Genomic DNA, 21,123 nt, shown 5'->3' on the forward strand with positions numbered 1-21,123 from the left:
TTCAAATTTAGACAATGCAGCAAATATTTAATTTTATTTTAAAAAACAGTAACAAAATACTGTTTTTGCTGCTTTTAGGTACATCGTTAACTCTAACGATTCAGTCTCATTCCTTTCACAGAAGCAAAATAATAAGTTCCGCTAATTTTTTAAGCGGAGGCGTTTATGAAAAAGTAAATAATCTAAATGAGTATTTAAACTTAAAAACTCAAAATGATGAACTTGCTCTTGAAAATGCTAAATTAAAAAGCATATTATTTAATAAAAAAGACACTGCTACTGCAAAAGCTTTAGACAGTCTAAAAGGAGTAAAACTAGATGATATAATTGTATCTAAGGTAATTCACAATTCCTATAATGTTTACGAAAATTACTTAACACTAAACTCAGGTGAACGAGATGGTGTAAAGCCTGACATGGGTGTTATTAATAGTTTAGGAATCGTAGGAATCATAGAAAACACTTCGACTAATTATTCTACCGTTATAAGTATTTTAAATAAAAGAACACAGATTAATGCTAAAATCAAAAAATCAGATCATTTTGGTTCTCTAAACTGGAATGGTAAAAGTACTGGTTTTGTGCAACTAACAGATCTTCCAAGATTAGCTCTCATAAAAATAGGAGATACAATCGTAACGGGAGGGCAATCTGTCATTTTCCCTGAAAATATTAATATTGGAACAATTGCTAAAATTTATAGAGATACACAAACTAACTTTTATACGTTAGATATTAAACTTTTTAATGACATGACGAACTTAGGACATGTTTATATCCTAAAAAGTAAAAACCGTCAAGAAGTTATTAATTTAGAAAAAAGAGAAAAAGATGAATAGTACGCTGTTGGTCAATATTTTCCGTTTTGTACTTTTGCTAGCCCTTCAGATCATCATATTCAACAATATGAATTTTTTGGGATATATAAGTCCATTCCCTTATATTCTATTTATCATTTTATACCCTGTAAACGGTAATAAATCAGCGTTAATAGCCTCTAGTTTTTTATTAGGAATTATAATGGATCTTTTTAGTAATTCTGGAGGAACTCATGCAACTGCTTGTTTAGTTTTAGCTTATTTTAGACCATCTATTTTTAAGTTTGCATTTGGTTTGAGCTACGAGTATCAAACTATAAAATTAAATGATGTTATTACACCACAACGATTTTCGTTTATTTTGCTTTCTGTAGTAATACACCATTTTACTTTATTTTTACTAGAAGCATTTCAATTGACCTATATATTAGATACTTTAATAACGACTTTATTAAGTACTGTATTCACCATTATAATCTGTATTATAATCATATATCTTATTAAGCCAAATAAAAGATGAGAAAAGTCTTGTTGCCTTCTTTAATTATTATTGCGACCTCTTTACTTTTAATTCGTATTTTTTATTTACAAGTTATTGATGACACTTTAAAATTAAAGTCAGAAAATAATGCAATTAAAAAAAAATATGAATATCCAGAGAGAGGCTATATCTATGATAGAAAAGGAAAACTTCTCGTAGCCAATCAAGCTTCATATGACATCATGGTAATTCCACGTGAAGTAAAGAAATTAGACACCTTAGAATTTTGTCAGTTACTTCACATGACCAAAGAGGACTTTATTAAAAAAATGGAGAAATCTAAAGTATATAGTCCAAGATTACCATCTGTATTTCTATCTCAATTAAACAAAAGTGAGTTTGCTGCTTTTCAGGAGAAAATACGAAAATATGAAGGTTTTTATTTCCAAAAAAGATCGCTTCGTGATTATGAAGTGAATTTTGGCGCTAATATTTTTGGTTTTATCACTCAAGTGAATGAAAAATTGGTTTCGAAAAATCCTTACTACAATAGCGGTGATTTGATTGGAAGACAAGGGGTAGAAGAAAGCTATGAAAATCTTTTGCGAGGTGTAAAAGGGATTAAATATTTCCAGAAAGACAAATTTAATCGCGAAATAGGATCCTATAAAGATGGTAAATACGATACAATTGCCGTGCAAGGGGAAGATATTAATCTCTCTATAGATGCGCAGCTTCAAAAGTATGGGGAAGAATTAATGATTAATAAAAGAGGTGGAATTGTTGCTATTGAGCCTAGTTCTGGCGAAATATTAGCATTAGTCACAGCACCTTCATTTGACCCTGGTATTCTAGTGGGAAGACAACGCTCTAAAAACTATACCGCTTTGTATCACGATTCTATTGCTAAACCACTTTATGATAGAGGATTACTGGCTGAGTATCCTCCAGGTTCACCATTTAAAATTTTAACAGGCCTTATTGGCTTGCAAGAAGGTGTAATTAACGAAAATACAACTTTCTTTTGCAATAATGGATTCAGTTATGGAAGGGGACGATTTATGAAATGCCATCCACATAGTCCTAGCCAACAATTACATAATGGTATTTACAATTCTTGCAACACTTATTTTGCTCAAACCTATATGTTAACGATTAACAAATATAACAATCCAGCAAAAGCAGTTGATATTTGGAGTAACCATTTAAAAAGTTTTGGATTAGGCCAGTTTATGGGTTATGACTTACCAACAGGAAAAAAAGGGAAAATTCCTGATTCTAAAACCTATAAAAGAATGTATCCAAACGGTGGCTGGAGAAGCACCACAATAGTATCAAACGCAATAGGTCAAGGAGAAGTTGTAATGACTCCTATACAACTTGCTAATATGATGGCAACCATTGCTAATGAAGGATATTATTACACGCCTCATATCATAAAAAAAATAGAAGGACATGCTATTGACAAAAGTTTTACAACCAAACATGTAACTACTATTGATAAAAAATATTTCAAGCCCGTAATAAGCGGACTTTTTGATGTGTATAATGTTGGTACAGCCAGATCGCTTAGAGTTGAAGGAATTGATATTTGTGGTAAAACAGGAACCGCAGAAAATTTTGCGAAAATTGGTGGAGTCAGAGTAAAACTAGAAGATCACTCGATCTTTGTAGCTTTTGCTCCAAAAGACAATCCAAAAATAGCGATAGCCGTTATGGTTGAAAATGGAGGTTATGGTGCAGCAATTGCAGGACCTATTGCGAGTTTGATGATAGAAAAATACCTTAGACAAAAAATAACAAGAACTGACTTGGAGACAAGAATCCTTGCTACAAGTTTACAAAGTAGGTATGCAAAATTAGGTGGACTTTCTGATAAAGTAAAATCTCAGTTAAGAGTTAGCGATTCGATTTTGAAAAGCAAAACCATTATTCCCACTTTTAAAGTAAAAATAGATTCAACTAAGGAGCAAAAACCAGTTATATAATTCAGATGAAAAATCAAAGTGTATCAAATAATATTGACTGGATAAGTATAATAATATATACTTTACTCGTTATTTTAGGTTGGCTAAACATCTATTCGTCATCATTATCTTCTATGGAAGATACTTACCAAAAACAGCTTATTTTCATTATACTGACAATCCCATTAATATTTATTGTTCTTTCTGTAGATGGAAAATTTTATGAAAAATACGCAAGTATTATATTTGGAGTTTCACTACTGACATTAGCCGGTTTGTTTTTATTTGGAAAAACGATTGCAGGCCAACGCTGTTGGTATGCCATAGGAAGTTTTACAATACAACCTTCAGAATTTGCAAAAGCAGCAACCTCATTAGCGCTAGCAAAATTTTTGAGTGATACCCAAATCAATTTAAAAGACACCAATAGACAGATACAAGCGCTCGCCATAATATTTTTGCCGGTATTACTTATATTGCCCCAGCCAGATCCTGGAAGTGCTTTGATATATAGCATTTTTATAATTGTTCTATACCGCGAAGGACTTCCTAGTTGGTATGTTTGGACGGGATTTATCACCATCCTTTTATTTGTACTTACACTTGTTTTAGAGCCCCAATATGTAATCTTAATTGCATTAGGAATAATAATAATTGTTCATTTAAAATCAAGACTTGCAGATCGAAATATTATTATGAGTACAATTTTATTTCTATTAATTTCTGGTTTTGTACTCTCTGTAGATTATGTATTTGACAATGTATTTAAGCAACACCATAGAGACCGTTTTAATATCCTGTTGGGAAAAACAGTAGATATGAAAGGAATTGGATACAATACAAACCAATCCGAAATAGCTATAGGATCAGGTGGATGGATTGGTAAAGGATTTCTGGAAGGAACTCAAACTAAAGGAGGATTTGTACCCGAGCAACATACAGATTACATTTTTACCACAGTGGGTGAAGAATGGGGATTTGTAGGCTCATTAGTAGTCATAGCTCTATTTGCGGGTCTGTTTCTCAGAATAATCTATTTGGCGGAACGACAAAAAACAAAATTCAGTAGAGTCTATGGTTATTGCGTAGCAGGAATTTTATTTACACACTTTTTTGTAAATATCGCAATGGTAGTTGGAATCTTTCCAACCATCGGAGTTCCATTGCCGTTCTTTTCTTATGGTGGATCAGGACTTTGGGGATTTACTATTCTTCTATTTATATTTATAAAAATGGATGCTAATAAAGTAAACGAATGGTAACTGTATATTAGTTAAAACTCCACGCTTTATAATCATTGCTGCTTTCTAATTTTTCTTCTATTTTATCATCTAATTTAGGAAAGAAGTCTATGCCTGTCATTTTCTCAATTTGATCAACTGACACGACGAAATCATACAAAGGTTTTTCACTGGCTTCATTTGGGATAAGAAAAGCAATCAGTTTTATTTTGCCATCTGATTTTGATAATAGAACTTTATAAAAATAATTAGGAACCGATACCTTTTCTTTTCCAATTGTTTGTAAGGAACTCTCTAATACGCCTCCAGTAATAACATAAAGACCATCATATTTCACTGCCCAATAGCGTACTTTTTGCTCTAATCTATTCCAAACTCCATCGTTAAATTTGTGTTTTTGTGGAGAAATATTTGAGGTATAAAACGTGTCATTGTAAGCATTTTCATCAAAAGACATATCTCCTGCAGGACACAAGTGACCTTTATCGTATCCTGAGTTTTTATAGTTTTTCCAATCAGCAGATCTAGTAGTTACTTTAGGATCTTCTATAAAAAAAGGTCTCTGAAAATGTTTATTTAATATGTACTTTTTTTTCAGTTCGTAGGCTACCCATTCTGCTTGTTCAAATTTCTCATTATATGAAAGAGAAAAGTAATCATGATTTACGATCTGATTAGTTGTTGAAGTAGGATAAAAATCAAAAGTAACATCAATTTTATCTGTTGGCTTTGTATTGATTTCTATAAAATCTGCCTCTCTATTCTTAGTATTGTTGCCGTAGGAATTTCCTATTGAAGCTTCTTTACCATTACAACAAATCAAAAAAAAAGTTATAAATAGGACTGGTATAAAATTGATTATAATTTTTATCATTGTAATTTAGAATAATATCATTGATTGTTTATAATTTATTAAAGATATAAAACTATTATTATTAAATTTTATTCTTTTATTTTAAATAAAAAACGCTCCATAAAAATATGAAGCGTTTATAACTATAAAACAGTGATTGTATATTATGACTTCACTAAATTATCTTTTTTTAACTTAGTAGACATATTGGTCTTAGAAATAGATTTAGTTTGTAAATCGTCTAAAACATTTAATGCTTCTTCTACATAAATATCTTTTGACAACGCTTCATGCCATCTGTCTCTTTTTTCTTTTAAAGTAACATCATTATTCATTATCACTTTTTCATAAGGTAATGATGTGAATATTAAATTATTTTTGTAATCAGAAAGAGGCTTGTATTTTTTAGCTTTTTCTTCTATTTCAGCTTGTGCGCTTTTAAATTTATTAATATTTAAATTGTACACATTTTCTTTACTTCTATTATCAATCCACTTTGCATTTTCCTCAATCAGTTGAAATTGAGAATTACTTAAAATTCTATTCTTGCTATTAACAATTGCTTGACTAAAGTTATTATTATTAGACCATTCATTGTAATCTGCTTTGTCTATTTTATCCCATGGCATAGCATTGTCAATATCACGCTCTCCCATTTTTAAATAAGCATATCGGTCTGGCATAACAATATCACTTCTTACACCTTCTATTTGTGTTGAACCACCGTTTATTCTGTAAAACTTTTGAGTTGTCGTTTTGATTGCACCTAGATCACCTACTGAACTACTGCGAACAAATTCATTCAAATCAAAAACATTTTGAACAGTACCTTTACCATAAGTTTGCTTGCTTCCTATGATAATTCCTCTTTTATAATCTTGAATTGCAGCAGCTAAAATTTCTGAAGCAGAAGCAGAAAAACCATTTACCATAATGACCAATGGACCGTCCCATTCTATCTTAGGGTCTCTATCATACAAGACTTCTTTTTTTCTACCAGCAGATTTTATTTGTACGATAGGCCCTTGTTCTATAAACAAACCAGCGATATCAACTACTGTAGATAACGATCCTCCTCCATCATCACGTACGTCTAAAACGATACCGTTTACTCCTGCTTTTTTTAATCTATCAACTTCTAGAGCGATGTCTTTACCAGCGTCACGTCCATTTTTATTTACAAAATCGATATAAAATTTCGGAAGATAAATAACACCATATTTTAATCCATTTTTATTAACGATACTAGATTTTGCATAAGTTTCTTCGATTTCTACAATATCCCTAACAATTGAAATCACCTTAATAGTGCCATCAACTTTTTTAACTGTTAATCGAACTTCAGAACCTTTTGGTCCTTTTATTTTTTTAACAACATCATCAAGGCGCATTCCAATAACTTCAACCGCTTCTTTATTTCCTTGACCTACTTTCATGATCAAATCACCAGCTTCTAGTAATTTTCCTCTCCAAGCAGGACCTCCTGAGATAAGTTCTGTAATTTCAGTAAAATCATTTTTCTTTTGAAGACGAGCTCCAATTCCTTCTAATTTACCACTTATACTTACATCAAAACGTTCCTTTTCTTCTGGTGCAAAATAATTCGTGTGAGGATCAAAACGAGCTGTAATTGAATTTATGTAAACAGAAAACCAATCATTTCTATTTAAATCCTTTATAAATCCAAAGTATTCATCTAGTGATTTCCCAGAAATATCTCTGGTTTCTTTTTCAAGAACATCATACGATTTCACTTTATAACTTGGATCATTTTTCTTTTTATCTTGTTCGATTTTTTGCTTATCAACAAGTGATGAAAGTGTAGACAACTTTATTTGTTTCCTCCATTTATCATTTAATTCAGCAGCATCTTTAGGATATGGAGCCTTTTCATAATCTATGTTAATAGTTTCATCAGTTGTATAATCAAAAGGTTTGCTTAAAATTGATTTGTAAATCTTAGTACTCTCATTCATTCTTTGAACCAAGCGAGCATAAGTCAAATTAAAGAAAGTCAAATCTTTATTGATCAATTGATCATCTAATTGATATTCATATTTTGAAAATTCATTTATATCCGATTGCAAAAAGAATCTCTTAGACGGGTCTAGCGCTTCTATATAATCTTTGTAAATTCCTTTCGAAAAATTATCATCAATCGCTGCTGGATTGTAATGCCCTTTTTCAATAACAAAAGTCAATAACTCAAGTAGCAATTTGTCTTTTTCTGGGTCATTATCTTTCGAGCCATTCATTTTAAAGGCAAATAATGTCACCGATATACAAACGACAACAAGAATAATTTTATAATTTCTTTTCATAAAGTTAATAATAGTATTCATGAATTTTTTAATGTAAAGTACAATAGAACTTCACCATAATCAGTGTGTTCTCAATAATTTTGGTTAAAGATATAAAAATGTTTTTTCAAACTGAAGTAAATAAACCAAGATAACATTTTTTTATCTTTTGTTCAAAAATTAACGCAATCAGTGACTACATTTGCCATTTATATCATAAAATATTTTATATTTTAACATATCAGCAATGAAAAAAAATAAACCATTAATTCTGATTACAAATGATGATGGTGTATCGGCACCAGGTATCAGAGCTTTAATTTCAGTCATGTCAGAATTGGGAGAGGTAATAGTTGTCGCGCCAGACTCGCCACAAAGCGCTATGGGACACGCAATTACAACCAATAGCACTTTGTATTTAAACAAAATCTCTAATGTTAATGATCCAATACAAGAGTATAGCTGCTCTGGAACTCCAGTTGATTGTGTGAAATTAGCTGTAAATGAAATTTTGAAAAGAAAGCCAGATTTATGCGTTTCCGGTATCAATCATGGCTCAAATTCATCTATAAATGTGATCTATTCTGGCACAATGAGTGCTGCAGTAGAAGCAGGAATAGAGGGAATTCCTGCAATTGGCTTCTCATTGATGGACTTTAACTGGAATGCAAATTTTGAACCCATTAAAAACTTTGTAAGAAAAATAGCTTTAGAGGTTTTAAAAAATGGATTACCTGATGGAGTAGTTCTAAATGTGAATTTTCCAAAATTAGAAGAAAAAGAAATTAAAGGAATTAGAATTTGTCGTCAAGCAAAAGCACGTTGGATGGAAAAATTTGATAAAAGAAAAACTCCCCAAGGAAGAGATTACTACTGGCTTGCTGGAGAATTTGTAAATCAAGATAAAGGAGAAGACACAGACGAATGGGCTTTAGAGAATAATTATATTTCTGTAGTTCCGGTACACTTTGACTTGACTGCACACTACACAATACAACAACTTAACACTTGGAAATGGGATGAATAAAAGAGACTTACTATTGGGATTTTTAATCGGTTTAGCAACTACATTACTGGGATCTTATATCTTTATAACTTTTTTTACGGATTTTAAATTTATAGCTGGAATTCAAATACTTAAAACACAAGGCAGTCTGGGCAAAATAATAACTTTAGGTTCTATTATGACTCTTATTGCTTTTGGTTTATTTTTAAAATTAAATAAAGAAATGATGGCCAGAGGAGTACTTCTTGCCGTAATTGTACTGGCAATACTTACTTTATTTATATAACAAATCATATTAACCTATCTTTGCTATTCAGAAAAAGTTGAAAAAAATCGAAAATTACTATCGTTCGATTTGTAAATTATTAATCGAAATACAACATGAAATATTATATAATTGCTGGAGAAGCTTCAGGTGATTTGCATGGCTCAAATTTAATGAAACAAATTTACGAGCAAGATCCTAGTGCAGATATTCGATTTTGGGGAGGCGACTTAATGACTTCCGTTGGAGGAACTTTAGTTAAACACTATCGCGATTTAGCTTTTATGGGATTTGTTGAAGTGATTTTTAATTTAAAAACAATACTTGGCAATATTAAAATTTGCAAGAAAGACATCACTAAATTTCAACCTGATGTACTTATTTTCATTGATTATCCTGGCTTTAATTTGAGAATAGCAAAATGGGCAAAAACATTAAATATAAAAACACATTATTATATTTCTCCTCAGATTTGGGCCTGGAAAGAAAGCAGAATCACAGAAATCAAGAGAGATATCGACAAAATGTATGTTATCCTTCCTTTTGAGAAAAAATTCTATGAGCAGAAACATGATTTCCCAGTAGAATTTGTAGGTCATCCTTTGATAGATGCTATACACAATCAGCCTCAAATAGATTCAACACTTTTTAGAAGCGAGAATCAATTGAGCAACAAACCTATCATTGCTATTTTACCAGGTAGTAGAAAACAAGAGATTAAAAAAATGCTTTCTGTAATGCTAAGTGTTGTTGCTGATTTTCCTGATTATCAATTTGTAATTGCGGGTGCTCCAAGCCAAGAGTTTTCTTTTTACAAACAATTTATTACGCAAGACAACATAAAATTCATTTCGAACAAAACATATAATTTATTGCAAAATGCAACTGCGGCTTTAGTTACATCTGGAACTGCAACGCTCGAAACAGCACTTTTTAAGGTGCCAGAAGTTGTTTGCTATAAAGGAAGTTGGGGTTCTTATCAAATTGCCAAACGAATTATTACACTAAAATACATCTCATTGGTCAATTTAATAATGGATGAAGAAGTTGTAACTGAATTAATTCAGGACCAATGCAACACCAAGCGAATTAAAGAGGAACTTGAAAAAATATTAAATAGCACTTATAGAAATACATTATTAGAAAAGTATGCGTTATTAGAAAAACAATTAGGAGGCGTTGGAGCTAGCAAAAAAACGGCGGCACTGATTATCAATAGTTTAAAATAAATTAACATCTTACAATTTAAACATTCAAAAAATCGCCTTTTGAAACATTTTATTACACTAGTAATACTAGCAAGTTTATTTGCCTCATGTAAAGCAAAATCACCTATTGTAACTTCTAGAAATGGAATTTCAAAGGAGAAGATAAGCCGTACAGAAAAAAGAAATTCAGAGAAATCAATTGATCATCTAATAGATTTAGCTACCGATAATGTAGGCGTAAAATACAAATATGGAGGAACCACTAAAGCTGGATATGATTGTTCCGGATTAATGTTTACTGTTTTTAGTTCAGAAAACATCATTCTACCAAGAAATTCTTATGAGCAATCAAAAATAGGCATTGTTTTAAATCAAAAAAAAGATCAAGTACAAAAAGGAGATTTAGTTTTTTTTAAAACCAATAAAAGCAGCCAGATAAATCATGTTGGAATTGTAATTGAGGTCTTTAACGAGGAAATAAAATTTATTCATTCCTCTACTTCAAAAGGCGTTATAATTTCCTCTACTAAAGAGCCCTACTACAAAAATAGTTTATTTCAAATTAATAGAATCCTATGATCTTGTAAAATTCTCGAATCAATTGCATTAACAAAAAAATACATACAAAAATAAATTTATTATATTGAAAATATGTACTTTAGAGTTATGAAAGTAATTCATTTCCCGTTAGCGAGAATAACGATAGCATTTGTTTTAGGCTTATTACTAGCTTATTACATAAAAATCCCTATTAGTATTGTTTTCAGCATTCTTATCCTGCTATCTATCTTACTTATTTTTATTTTTTATACTTATAAAAACAAACAAACTACTATTTTTAGTTTCCTAACTTATCTTGTTTCTTTTATAGTTGGTATTTCAAATCAAATCATACACACTGATTATTATCAAAAAAATAATTACATCCATGACTCCAGTTTATTTGAAAAAACCCATTCTATAAATATTACAATTAGAGAAAAATTAAAAAGTTCTTCTTTTAGCAATCGCTATATAGCGATTGTAAATGAAATCGATCAAAAAGCAAAATCAGGTAGAATCTTATTAAACATTCAAAAAGATAGTATTGATCACGATGTAGAAATTGGAAGTAATTTACTTCTAAAAGGAAAATTGAGTAGAAATAAATCTGCTGATAATCCTAATCAATTCGATTTCAGTAAATATCTAGAAAATAAACAAATTTACGCGCAGATTTACTCCCATGCTGACGATATAAAAAAGGGATCAAAAATCCAAAAAAGCATTTGGTACTACTCCTCAAAATTAAGAGCTCGGATTATAAAAAATCTACAAAAAAACAATTTTAATAAAACTGAATTAAATGTTGCTTTGGCATTAATAATGGGACAGCGGCAAGAAATTGCTCCAGAAATCCTTCGGGATTATCAGTATGCCGGCGCAATTCATATCTTGTCTGTCTCCGGATTGCATATAGGATTCGTACTTCTCTTTGTTAGCTTTATACTAAAGCCTTTTCCTAATACAAGAAAAGCATCCTTGATAAAGCTAATTATCATCATCATCTCTTTATCACTATTCGGAATAATTGCTGGTTTAGCACCTTCAGTTATTCGATCTGTTACTATGTTTTCTTTTGTTGCAATAGGAAATCATCTTAGAAGAAGTGTAAATATTTATCATACCTTATTGGTTTCGATCCTCTTAATATTGCTATTTCAACCTTCCTTTTTATTCGATGTAGGTTTCCAATTAAGTTACATCGCTGTATTTTTTATAGTATGGCTTCAGCCCCTTTTTTCTTCTTTATGGACACCTAAAAAAAGATTTTTTAAATATATGTGGTCTATCTTAACCGTTACGTTTGCAGCACAAATAGGAACACTACCAATAACCATTTATTACTTTCATCAATTTCCAGGTCTATTTTTCGTCACAAACTTGATCATAATACCTTTACTAAGTATTATAATGGTTTTAGGAATAGTTGTAATGATTTTAGCTGCTTTCAATAGCATTCCCCTATTTTTATCAAATTTACTTCAATGGAGCATATTTTGCCTAAACAAAATAATTAACACAATTGCTTCATTTGAGCAATTTATAATCAAAGACATTCCTTTACACTTTTACATGTTGGTAAGCGGATATCTATTTATTATTACCTTAATCATTTGGTTTAAGAAACCCAACTTTACCAGATTAGTTACAGTTATGCTTTCCATTATTATAATTCAACTTTGTTTTTTTAAAACACATTTAAATGCTATCAAAGAAAAAGAACTAATTGTATTCAGCGTAAAAAAAAGCACCTTAGTTGCAGAAACAATAGGCAACAAGACAACCATTTATACCAAAAAAGAGGGATTAATAAATGTATCCAACAATAACATTTTAAAATCTTATTGCAGTAGTAATTTTAGCTCTATAAAAAACAATAAAGAATTAAAGAACTTTCTTTATTTTAATAATAAAAGGATATTGATTTTAGATAGCACGAATTTATCAGCCCACAATACACATCCCGACTTACTATTATTAACACAATCACCTAAAATTAATTTGGATCGAATACTAATCAATAGCAAACCTAAAATGGTAATTGCTGATGGCTCTAATTTTAATACCGTACTAAAAAGATGGAAGGAAAGTTGTAGAAAACAAAAAATCCCTTTTCATTCGACAAATGAAAAGGGATTTTATATCTTAAAATAAATCTATTCTTCTTCTTCAGCTCTAAAATTTAAAATTTTAGTTGAAGCATCGATCCAAGATTTAACACCTCCAGGTTTATAGCCTATCTTGCCTAAAAGCCCGTAATTAATTTTATTTTTACGTATTGTAGCATTTGTATAGCATATTTGAGGCAACTCCTCTACACCGAAAGCTTTTTGTAAAGACTGATTGCGTTCAATATTCTCATTATTTGGACCTGGATTCAAATCTAATTTTACTAAAATCACATTGTCTCTAGACCACAAAGCAAAATCTAAAGTTTTTAAAATTTGCGAGTCTAAAAGTCTATCTGAATCGTTGTTGTTAGTGAACAAAATTAGTAAAGGTTTTTTTTGATCTTTACTAGCTGTTATTGCGTCATTAATGTCTGTATTCCAGTTTAAAACTTGAGCCTCAATACTTAAGGAAAGCAAAAGTGTCAACGATAAAAGTATTTTTTTACACATATATGTTATATTTATTTGATTAGTTTATTGTTTTGGAAGAAGTATACTAGATAAATTGTTAATAATTCTTTAAAATTAACAAAATTAATAGAATATCCAAATTAAAAATTATAATTTATGATTAATAATTTTATTAGCTACGTCTAACCAAGCTGTTGGCCCACCGGCAACATATCCAGTACTTCCTAAGCCTTCAAAATTTATCTTTCCGTCCTTTTTAGTACTATTAACCAGTACGATTGTTGGAAAGCCTTGAATACCAAAAACTTGCTGCAATTCGTTGTTTTGTTTTTTAATTTCAGGAGTCTGATTTGTTCTTCTTGGATAATCTAATTCAACTAAAACCACATTTTCCTTAGCCCACTTGGCAAACTCAGGTGTTTTTAAAACTTCATTTTGTAAACGAATGCACCAGCCACACCAGTCGCTTCCGGTAAAAAATAACAACAATGGTTTTTTTGTTTTATTAGAAACTTCCATTGCTTTACTAACATTGGTTTCCCAAATTAATTCTTGAGCTTCAGCGGCAAATGAACCCGCAAATAACAATAAAGCTATTATGATTTTCTTCATTTTATAATTTTAATTTTTATCATTTTCAAAAATGATGCCGAAACGAAATTTATTTTACTTCTTGCATTAATTTTTTAATCAATGGGGAAATAGCGATCAATAGGACACCCGCCACTAATGAATAAATTGCTAATTGATAATATCCATCTGTATAAGACTGTAATTTGGACATTAAAGTTGTTCCATTATTCGATTGAGAAATTGCAGCACCCAGCTTACCCGCCGCTAGTTGACCAAAAGCACTTGCTAAAAACCACAAACCCATCATCATTCCGAATAACTTTTTAGGAGACAATTTGGTAATGATAGACATTCCAATAGGACCAAGACAAAGTTCACCGATTGTAGTTACAAAATAAGCAAAAGCAAATAAGTTTAAAGAGGTAATCCCTTCAACATTTGCAAAAAATTTAGTGTAATAAAACAAGTAAAAGGAAGCAGAAAGGAATAAAAACCCTATTCCAAATTTTATTAAAGTATTCGGTTCAAGTTTCTTTTTTCCCAACCAAAGCCATAACATTCCGATAAGAGGACTTAGAATTACAACAAAAAAAGTATTCGAACTGTTATTTACCACATTAGGATCTATAGTAAAACCCAACAAATTACTATTCAAATTATCTTTTGCAAATAGTGATAGTGAACCACCACTTTGCTCATATATAGCATTAAATAAAAAATAGAAGAAAATAAATAGAAAGGCTGCAAATAATTTTTTCTGCAAGTTAACCTCACCCAATTTAAATAATTCATAAGCAAAATAAGCAACCGCTATTATTCCAATAGTATACATGAAATAATCCGTGTAATCCGTGTTTTTTACCATTATAAAAATTAACGGAATACTTAGTAAAGATCCTAAGTAAACCGCAATTTCACGAGTTTTTCTTTTAGTATCTGTTAAACCCAAAAGAGGAGAATCCCCTATTGGCCCCAAGTGTTTTTTTGTAAAAAGAAAAGTCACTAAACCTAGTACCATTACAATAGCTGCAGCAAGAAAACATAAAGTCCATGAATGGTATTTCCCTAGATAGATGCATAAAGCTCCACCTAAAAGCCCACCAATATTAATTCCTGCATAAAACATTCCAAAACCGGCATCACGTCTTGGATCATTTTCATGATACAACTCACCAACCATCGAAGAAATATTAGGTTTAAAAAAACCGGTACCAATAATAGAAAAGGCTATTCCGTAATAAAATAAAGTTTGAGGAGAAAAAGCGATCAATAAATTACCAATAATCATTACAATACCGCCAAAAAACAGGGACTTTTTGAATCCTAGAATTTTATCGGCAAAAATTCCACCAATAAATGTAAAAGCGTAAACAAACGCCTGAATTGCACCATATTGTAAATTAGCCGCTGCATCTTTTAGCAACAATTGATCTACCATAAAAAAAGTAAGAACACCGCGCATTCCATAAAAGCAAAAGCGCTCCCACATCTCCACTATAAACAAATACCAAAGTTGTTTAGGATATTTCCCTTCAAAATTCTGTATTTGTTCAATTGTTAAATTATTTTCCATACAATCTAATTTATACCGTGATCTTTCATCACTTTATTTAAGTTTTTAACCAAAGCAAACATCAAAACCGTTGCAAACATTAACAGACCGAAGTTGATCCAAAAGAAATTGGCTTTATCATCATAAGTGTCCCACATACTCGCCAAAACACCGCTTAATTTATTTCCTATTGAAGTAGATAGAAACCAACCACCCATCATTAATGCTGTGATGTTCTTTGGAGATAATTTTGACACAATAGACAATCCCATTGGACTCAGAAATAATTCTCCAACAGTTATAATTCCGTAATTTGCCACTAACCACCAAACAGATACTTTTTCTGTACCGTTACCACCAATATGTACCGCAGCAACCATTACCAATACCGACAAGGCCGAAATTAATAATCCAAATGCGATTTTAGTTGGTGTTGAAGGTTCTTTTTTTCTACTTCTTAAGAAAGTAAAAAATGCTACGATTAAAGGAGTCAAGATAATTACCCAACCTGGATTAATAGATTGGCTTAAATTGGTGGCCCAAATGGTAACTTTAGAACCTTCTGCAGGTTTCTCACTTGCTGCAACGTTTCTAAAATAAATTGGATAATCAACAGTTTTAACTACTTTCCCATTTTCTTTTTGAAGTCTAAAACTAGCATCATATAACTCGGTAGAGTCTTTTTTATAATCTACTTCTTTAGATAATTTAAGACCATTAAATACTGCTTTTGTATTTCCAGTAATTTCTCTGTCCGTATAACGATCCGCCCATGTTGTTAGTGCAGAACCATTCAATTTAAAAACAGCCCAGAATAAAATAACCACCGCAAAAATAGATAGTAACGCTCCTATTTGTCTTTTCTCTTCTACTTTAGCTTTAAAATATAAACTTCCGTAAAAATAAACAACAGGAATACAAGCAAAAATAAAAGCATCGGTGCTATCAGAACCAAAAATAGCACTATCTAAATTTGTAGCAGAAGCTACTCCTTTTAGCAACCAACCTATTACTCCAAAAATCACAGAAGGAACTAAAATATAAAGTACAATTTTCGAAAAAGGCATATCACCTTCTTGAATTCCTTTTTTCTCCGTTTTATCTCCATAATGTTTGGTTCCCATTAGGAAAACAATAACACCAATAAACATTCCTAGTCCGGCAGCCATAAAAGCAAAGTGCCAACCTAATAGAATCTGTAAAGCAGCACCAAAGAAGTTACAGATAAAAGCACCTACATTGATTCCCATGTAGAAAATATTGTAGCCTTCGTCTTTTTTGTCTTTAAATCTTTCTTCGTCATAGAAATTACCTAATAATGTAGAAATATTAGGTTTAAAAAATCCGTTACCAACAATAACCAATGTCATGGCTACATAAAGCATAGTCAAACTATGAATTCCCATCATAAAATAACCCAATCCCATCATCAAACCACCAAGAACTATCGATTTTTTATAACCTAAATAGCGGTCAGCAACCAAACCTCCAATAAAGGGAGTCAAAAATACTAATGCTATAAAAGTTCCATATAAATCGGATGCTTCTTTTTCGGTCATAGCAAATCCAGATTCTACATCTTTTAAATATAAAGTAAAAATTCCGATCATTAAATAATAACCGAAACGTTCCCACATTTCAGAAAGAAAGAGGAATGGCAATGCCTTTGGATGATTTTTCCACATAATTTAGAATAGGATTAAAATTAAAAATTACCTAGTCAAATAAATTGACTAGGTAATAAGATTTAAGGAATCAAATATTATCGCACACCGTGCATCATTTTCTTTAATACTGGCGTTAGAGCAAATAAAACTACTGCTGCCAGTCCGCAGAGAACTACGAATACCATAAAAAATTCGAAAAGATTATGAATTTCAAAGCCAGCAAAAATAGGATTAGAAGGACTTATTTGTGCTTTCTCTAAAATAACTAACTGTTCAGGAGAAGCTGTAAATGTCTTATTTAACAAACCTTCTAAATCTATACCTAATTCTTTTGCTTTCAAAAACTTGTCTCCTGTAGCAGGAAGAATAGAGCCTAAAGTTCCTGCCAATGCGTAACCTGCTGCATTGGACAAGAAAAACACACCAAATAATAAAGAAGAAAAGCGTTTTGGAGATAACTTACCTACTAAAGAGAGTCCTATTGGTGACAAACATAATTCAGCAAAAGTTTGAATTAAATACAGAAGAATAAGCCACTTAATAGCTAACAAACCGCTATTTCCTAAATCTTTTACATTATATGCTAAAATTAAATAACTTAAAGCGATTAATGCTAAACCTATTGCTTGTTTAACAGGTGAAATTGGTTCTTTTCCAGATTCTCTCAATTTATCCCATAGAATACTAAATGGGAAAGCAAATGCAAAAACAAAAGCACCATTAAATATCTGAACCATTGATGGTGGCATATTCCAACCAAAGAAATTTCTATCTGTTTGATTATCTGCAATAAAAGTTAAGGATGATCCCGCCTGTTCGAAAGCCGCCCAAAAGAAGATAATAAAGAATGCTACAATATAAATAACGAAAATCCTGTCTCTTTCTATTTTTGTTAATGAACTATCTGAAACTATTAGTCCTGCTAAGGTTAATCCACTTGCATAAATTATAGGATAAATTATAGTTTTTACAAAATTTTCTCCACCTAGAATATATCTAAAAACAAAGAAAAGAGTAACGAAAGCTATCGCAGAGATAACTAAAGATTTTTTAGTAAAAACAGCTTGTTGCGCCTCACCTTCTTCATATTCCGAACCATCATTTTGAGATGGCAAACCTCCTAATGGCTTCCCTTCTGGAGTAACTACATACTTGTTTTTTAAGAAATAGAACACTAAAGTACCCACTAGCATTGCAATTGCAGCTGCTAAAAATCCCCATTTGAAAGCATGAATATCTCTAATTCCGCCAACATCTTTAACATCTCCTACAAGTGGACAAATCAATTGACCTAGAAAAGCACCTAAATTAATACCCATGTAAAATATTGTAAAAGCAGTATCTAATTTGCTTTTTTCTTGTTTTGGATATAAACTTCCCACCATTGAGGAAATATTTGGTTTAAAGAATCCATTACCAAAAATAATTATCCCTAATGCTGACCACATTAAAGTCGTTGCTAAATTTAAATTAGCATCAAATATACTTGCGCTAAAAAACAGTAAAAACTGTCCAACAGCCATCATTAGTCCTCCGAGTAGAATACAATTTCTATTTCCAAAAAATCGATCTGCAACAAAACCTCCTAACATTGGTGTTAAATAACAAAGTCCTAAAAATCCTCCATAAATAATTGAGGCATCAGCCTCTTTCATCATAAGAGCATTAATCATAAATAATGTTAAGATTGCTCTCATTCCGTAGAAATTGAAACGCTCCCACATTTCTGTTCCAAATAATACCCAAAGGCCTTTAGGATGTCCTGACTTTACTGCTATTTCACTCATTTTTTATATTATTGATATTAATTTATTATAAATTCTCTTTGATGTAATTAGTCATTTTTGTGTACAACTGTATTCTAGTGTTCCCGCCATAAATACCATGATTGTTGTCTGGGTAAATTTGCGAATCAAATTGTTTATTGGCTTGAATCAAAGCTTCCATCATTTGCATAGAATTTTGAACGTGCACATTGTCATCTCCTGATCCGTGTATCAAAAGAAACTTACCTTTTAATTTATCTACATGATTAATTGGTGAGTTTTGATCGTATCCGCTTGCATTTTCTTGAGGTGTTGTCATATAACGTTCTGTGTATACGCTATCATAAAAACGCCAGTTGGTTACTGGAGCTACTGCAATTGCCATTTTAAAAACATCATTCCCTTTTAAAATACAATTAGAAGCCATAAAACCACCATAAGACCAGCCAAATATACCGATTCTAGATTTATCTACAAATGAATAATTGCCTATAACTTTTGCAGCATCAATTTGATCTTCTACCTCGTACTTGCCTAATTCAAGTTGAGTTACTTTTTTAAATTCGGCACCTTTAAATCCAGTTCCTCTTCCGTCTACGCAAGCTACAATGTACCCTTGTTGTGCCAACATCATAAACCAATAATCATTAGAATTAATCCAACTATTAGCTACTTGTTGTGATCCAGGACCTGAATACTGAAACATAAATACTGGATATTTTTTTGAAGCATCAAAATCTTTTGGTTTGATAATCCAAGCGTTCAATTCATTTCCTTTATCCGTTTTTAAAACAAAAAATTCTTTAGCTGGTAAATCGTATGCTTTCAATTTTTCGCTAAGAGCATCATTATTTTGAATAACTTTGATTTCTTTACCTAATTTTGATTCGTTCAAACTATATTTTGTTGGCTGAGATGCGCTAGAAAATGTACTAATATAGAATTGAAAATTAGGACTAAAAGTCGCTTTCGTAGTTCCAATTTCTTTAGACAAACGCAATTTATTTTTACCATCAAGACTTATTCTATAAACATCTCTATTGATAGAACCATTTTCAACAGATTGATAGAATACAGTATTTGTTTTTTCATCTAATCCATAATATTCGGTAACGTCCCATTTTCCCTTAGTCACTTGATTTTTTAACTTTCCATTTTTATCATATAAATAAATATGATTGAAACCATCTTTCTCTGATGTCCAAATAAAACTATTGTCTTTTAGAAACGTTAAATTATCCGTTACATCAACATACGCTTTGTCTTTTTCGTTCAAAACCACTTTTGCAATTCCTGTATCTCCATTTACAAACACTAAATCCAAATTATTTTGATGACGATTTAATACCTGAGCAGATAAGGTATTAGCATCATTAGTCCATTTCATTCTAGCGATATAGAAATCAGTATAATTACCTAAATTGATGTTTTTTACAACATTGGAGTTGACATCATAAATATGCAAAGAAACTTCTGAATTTTTTTCTCCTGCTTTTGGATATTTAAAAGTATCAATTGTTGGGTATAAATCTTTTCCAAACATTGACATAGAAAATTCTGGTACTTTACTTTCGTCAAAACGAATATAAGCTAATTTTTTACTGTCGGCACTCCAATCAAATGCTCTTACAAAAGCAAATTCTTCTTCGTAAACCCAATCCGTAATACCATTGATGATACTGTTTTTAATACCATCAGAAGTAATTGCAGTAGATGTATTAGAAGCTACATCATATACGTAAAGATTATTGTCTTTAGCATACGCTATTTTTTTTCCGTCAGGCGAAAAGGTAGGCTCTTGAACTTTAAAGTCAAATGGTTTTTTAAGTTCTTTTGTGTCAATGTTGTACACATAATAATCTGCTGTGAAGGAATGGCGAAAAATTTGATTGCTATTACAAGCTAATAATATCATTTTTTCTGAAGCATCAAAGGTGTAACTATCAATACCATTTGCTAAGGCAGCAAATGATTTTGTATCAATTAAGGTTGATACTTTTTTTAAAGTTTCAAAATCATATAAATCAATACTCATACTGCGAGATTGTCTATCTACATTAAGAACGGTATATTGGTTTGTATTTTTTAAGGATTGTAATTCATCCATCCCTTTGGTGCGGAATGTGCCATTGTAAATCTCATTTATCGTGATTTTTTGTTGCCCTACAACGGTAAAACAGACAAATAAAAATAAAGCTATAATTCTTTTTGAGTACATAGTATATATTTAAAGATAAAAACCGTCAATTTTAGTGAAAAAATTACAATTAACAGTTGTTTTTTATGTTAAATGTAAAAATT

Annotated in this window: 17 protein-coding genes; 9 read left to right on the forward strand and 8 right to left on the reverse strand. The window is 31.0% G+C overall.

Features of this window, described 5'->3' with window-relative positions:
- Nucleotides 1-14: 14 nt before the first annotated feature.
- Genes mreC through rodA form a run of 4 tightly spaced genes read left to right on the forward strand, consistent with a single transcriptional unit; the run spans nucleotide 15 to nucleotide 4,528 of the window.
- Complete coding sequence (gene mreC, locus J3S90_RS13780) at nucleotides 15-839, forward strand: rod shape-determining protein MreC (RefSeq protein WP_210646676.1); 825 nt, start codon at nucleotides 15-17, stop codon at nucleotides 837-839.
- Entirely contained in the window at nucleotides 832-1,338 is a 507-nt protein-coding gene (gene mreD / locus J3S90_RS13785) for a rod shape-determining protein MreD (RefSeq protein WP_188051363.1), read from the forward strand. Before mreC ends, mreD begins: the two co-directional genes overlap by 8 nt.
- The gene (mrdA, locus tag J3S90_RS13790; RefSeq protein WP_210646677.1) at nucleotides 1,335-3,287 is read left to right on the forward strand and encodes a penicillin-binding protein 2; all 1,953 of its coding nucleotides are present in this window, start codon (nucleotides 1,335-1,337) and stop codon (nucleotides 3,285-3,287) included. The genes mreD and mrdA overlap by 4 nt, the downstream gene beginning before the upstream one ends.
- Nucleotides 3,288-3,292: 5 nt before the next feature.
- Nucleotides 3,293-4,528 (forward strand): rod shape-determining protein RodA, encoded by a 1,236-nt coding sequence (gene rodA / locus J3S90_RS13795; protein ID WP_188051365.1) that lies wholly within the window; start codon nucleotides 3,293-3,295, stop codon nucleotides 4,526-4,528.
- A gap of 7 nt (nucleotides 4,529-4,535) precedes the next feature.
- Here rodA and J3S90_RS13800 read toward each other — a convergent pair whose 3' ends face one another.
- Both J3S90_RS13800 and J3S90_RS13805 read right to left on the reverse strand, forming a co-directional pair.
- Nucleotides 4,536-5,381, reverse strand: a complete 846-nt coding sequence (locus J3S90_RS13800; protein WP_210646678.1) for a DNA/RNA non-specific endonuclease — start codon at nucleotides 5,379-5,381, stop codon at nucleotides 4,536-4,538.
- A 143-nt stretch (nucleotides 5,382-5,524) separates the two neighbouring features.
- On the reverse strand, nucleotides 5,525-7,702 hold the full coding sequence (locus J3S90_RS13805; RefSeq protein ID WP_210646679.1) for a carboxy terminal-processing peptidase: 2,178 nt from the start codon (nucleotides 7,700-7,702) through the stop codon (nucleotides 5,525-5,527).
- A 205-nt stretch (nucleotides 7,703-7,907) separates the two neighbouring features.
- Here J3S90_RS13805 and surE point away from each other — a divergent pair, with 205 nt between their 5' ends.
- From surE to J3S90_RS13830, 5 genes are all read left to right on the forward strand, one after another.
- On the forward strand, nucleotides 7,908-8,687 hold the full coding sequence (gene surE, locus J3S90_RS13810) for a 5'/3'-nucleotidase SurE (protein WP_210646680.1): 780 nt from the start codon (nucleotides 7,908-7,910) through the stop codon (nucleotides 8,685-8,687).
- On the forward strand, nucleotides 8,680-8,952 hold the full coding sequence (locus J3S90_RS13815; RefSeq protein ID WP_210646681.1) for a hypothetical protein: 273 nt from the start codon (nucleotides 8,680-8,682) through the stop codon (nucleotides 8,950-8,952). Before surE ends, J3S90_RS13815 begins: the two co-directional genes overlap by 8 nt.
- A gap of 95 nt (nucleotides 8,953-9,047) precedes the next feature.
- Nucleotides 9,048-10,160 (forward strand): lipid-A-disaccharide synthase, encoded by a 1,113-nt coding sequence (gene lpxB / locus J3S90_RS13820; protein ID WP_210646682.1) that lies wholly within the window; start codon nucleotides 9,048-9,050, stop codon nucleotides 10,158-10,160.
- A gap of 39 nt (nucleotides 10,161-10,199) precedes the next feature.
- Nucleotides 10,200-10,718, forward strand: coding sequence for a C40 family peptidase (locus J3S90_RS13825; RefSeq protein ID WP_210646683.1), 519 nt, complete (start codon nucleotides 10,200-10,202; stop codon nucleotides 10,716-10,718).
- A gap of 72 nt (nucleotides 10,719-10,790) precedes the next feature.
- Nucleotides 10,791-12,836, forward strand: coding sequence for a ComEC/Rec2 family competence protein (locus J3S90_RS13830; protein ID WP_236023966.1), 2,046 nt, complete (start codon nucleotides 10,791-10,793; stop codon nucleotides 12,834-12,836).
- 2 nt (nucleotides 12,837-12,838) lie between these two features.
- Here the strand turns inward: J3S90_RS13830 and J3S90_RS13835 are convergent, their stop codons facing one another.
- From J3S90_RS13835 to J3S90_RS13860, 6 genes are all read right to left on the reverse strand, one after another.
- The gene (locus J3S90_RS13835) at nucleotides 12,839-13,303 is read right to left on the reverse strand and encodes a thioredoxin family protein (protein WP_188051373.1); all 465 of its coding nucleotides are present in this window, start codon (nucleotides 13,301-13,303) and stop codon (nucleotides 12,839-12,841) included.
- Nucleotides 13,304-13,411: 108 nt separating this feature from the next.
- A complete protein-coding gene (locus tag J3S90_RS13840) occupies nucleotides 13,412-13,876 on the reverse strand; it encodes a thioredoxin family protein (protein ID WP_188051374.1) in 465 nt (154 codons plus the stop codon).
- Nucleotides 13,877-13,925: 49 nt separating this feature from the next.
- Complete coding sequence (locus J3S90_RS13845; RefSeq protein ID WP_188051375.1) at nucleotides 13,926-15,410, reverse strand: peptide MFS transporter; 1,485 nt, start codon at nucleotides 15,408-15,410, stop codon at nucleotides 13,926-13,928.
- Nucleotides 15,411-15,415: 5 nt separating this feature from the next.
- Nucleotides 15,416-17,074, reverse strand: coding sequence for a peptide MFS transporter (locus J3S90_RS13850; RefSeq protein ID WP_188051376.1), 1,659 nt, complete (start codon nucleotides 17,072-17,074; stop codon nucleotides 15,416-15,418).
- A 77-nt stretch (nucleotides 17,075-17,151) separates the two neighbouring features.
- Nucleotides 17,152-18,843: a peptide MFS transporter gene (locus tag J3S90_RS13855; RefSeq protein WP_188051377.1), complete on the reverse strand. Its 1,692-nt coding sequence runs from the start codon at nucleotides 18,841-18,843 to the stop codon at nucleotides 17,152-17,154.
- Between the two features lie 25 nt (nucleotides 18,844-18,868).
- Complete coding sequence (locus tag J3S90_RS13860; protein WP_210646684.1) at nucleotides 18,869-21,040, reverse strand: S9 family peptidase; 2,172 nt, start codon at nucleotides 21,038-21,040, stop codon at nucleotides 18,869-18,871.
- Nucleotides 21,041-21,123 lie beyond the last annotated feature (83 nt).

The organism is Flavobacterium flabelliforme, from assembly GCF_017948675.1.
Taxonomy (GTDB): domain Bacteria; phylum Bacteroidota; class Bacteroidia; order Flavobacteriales; family Flavobacteriaceae; genus Flavobacterium; species Flavobacterium pygoscelis.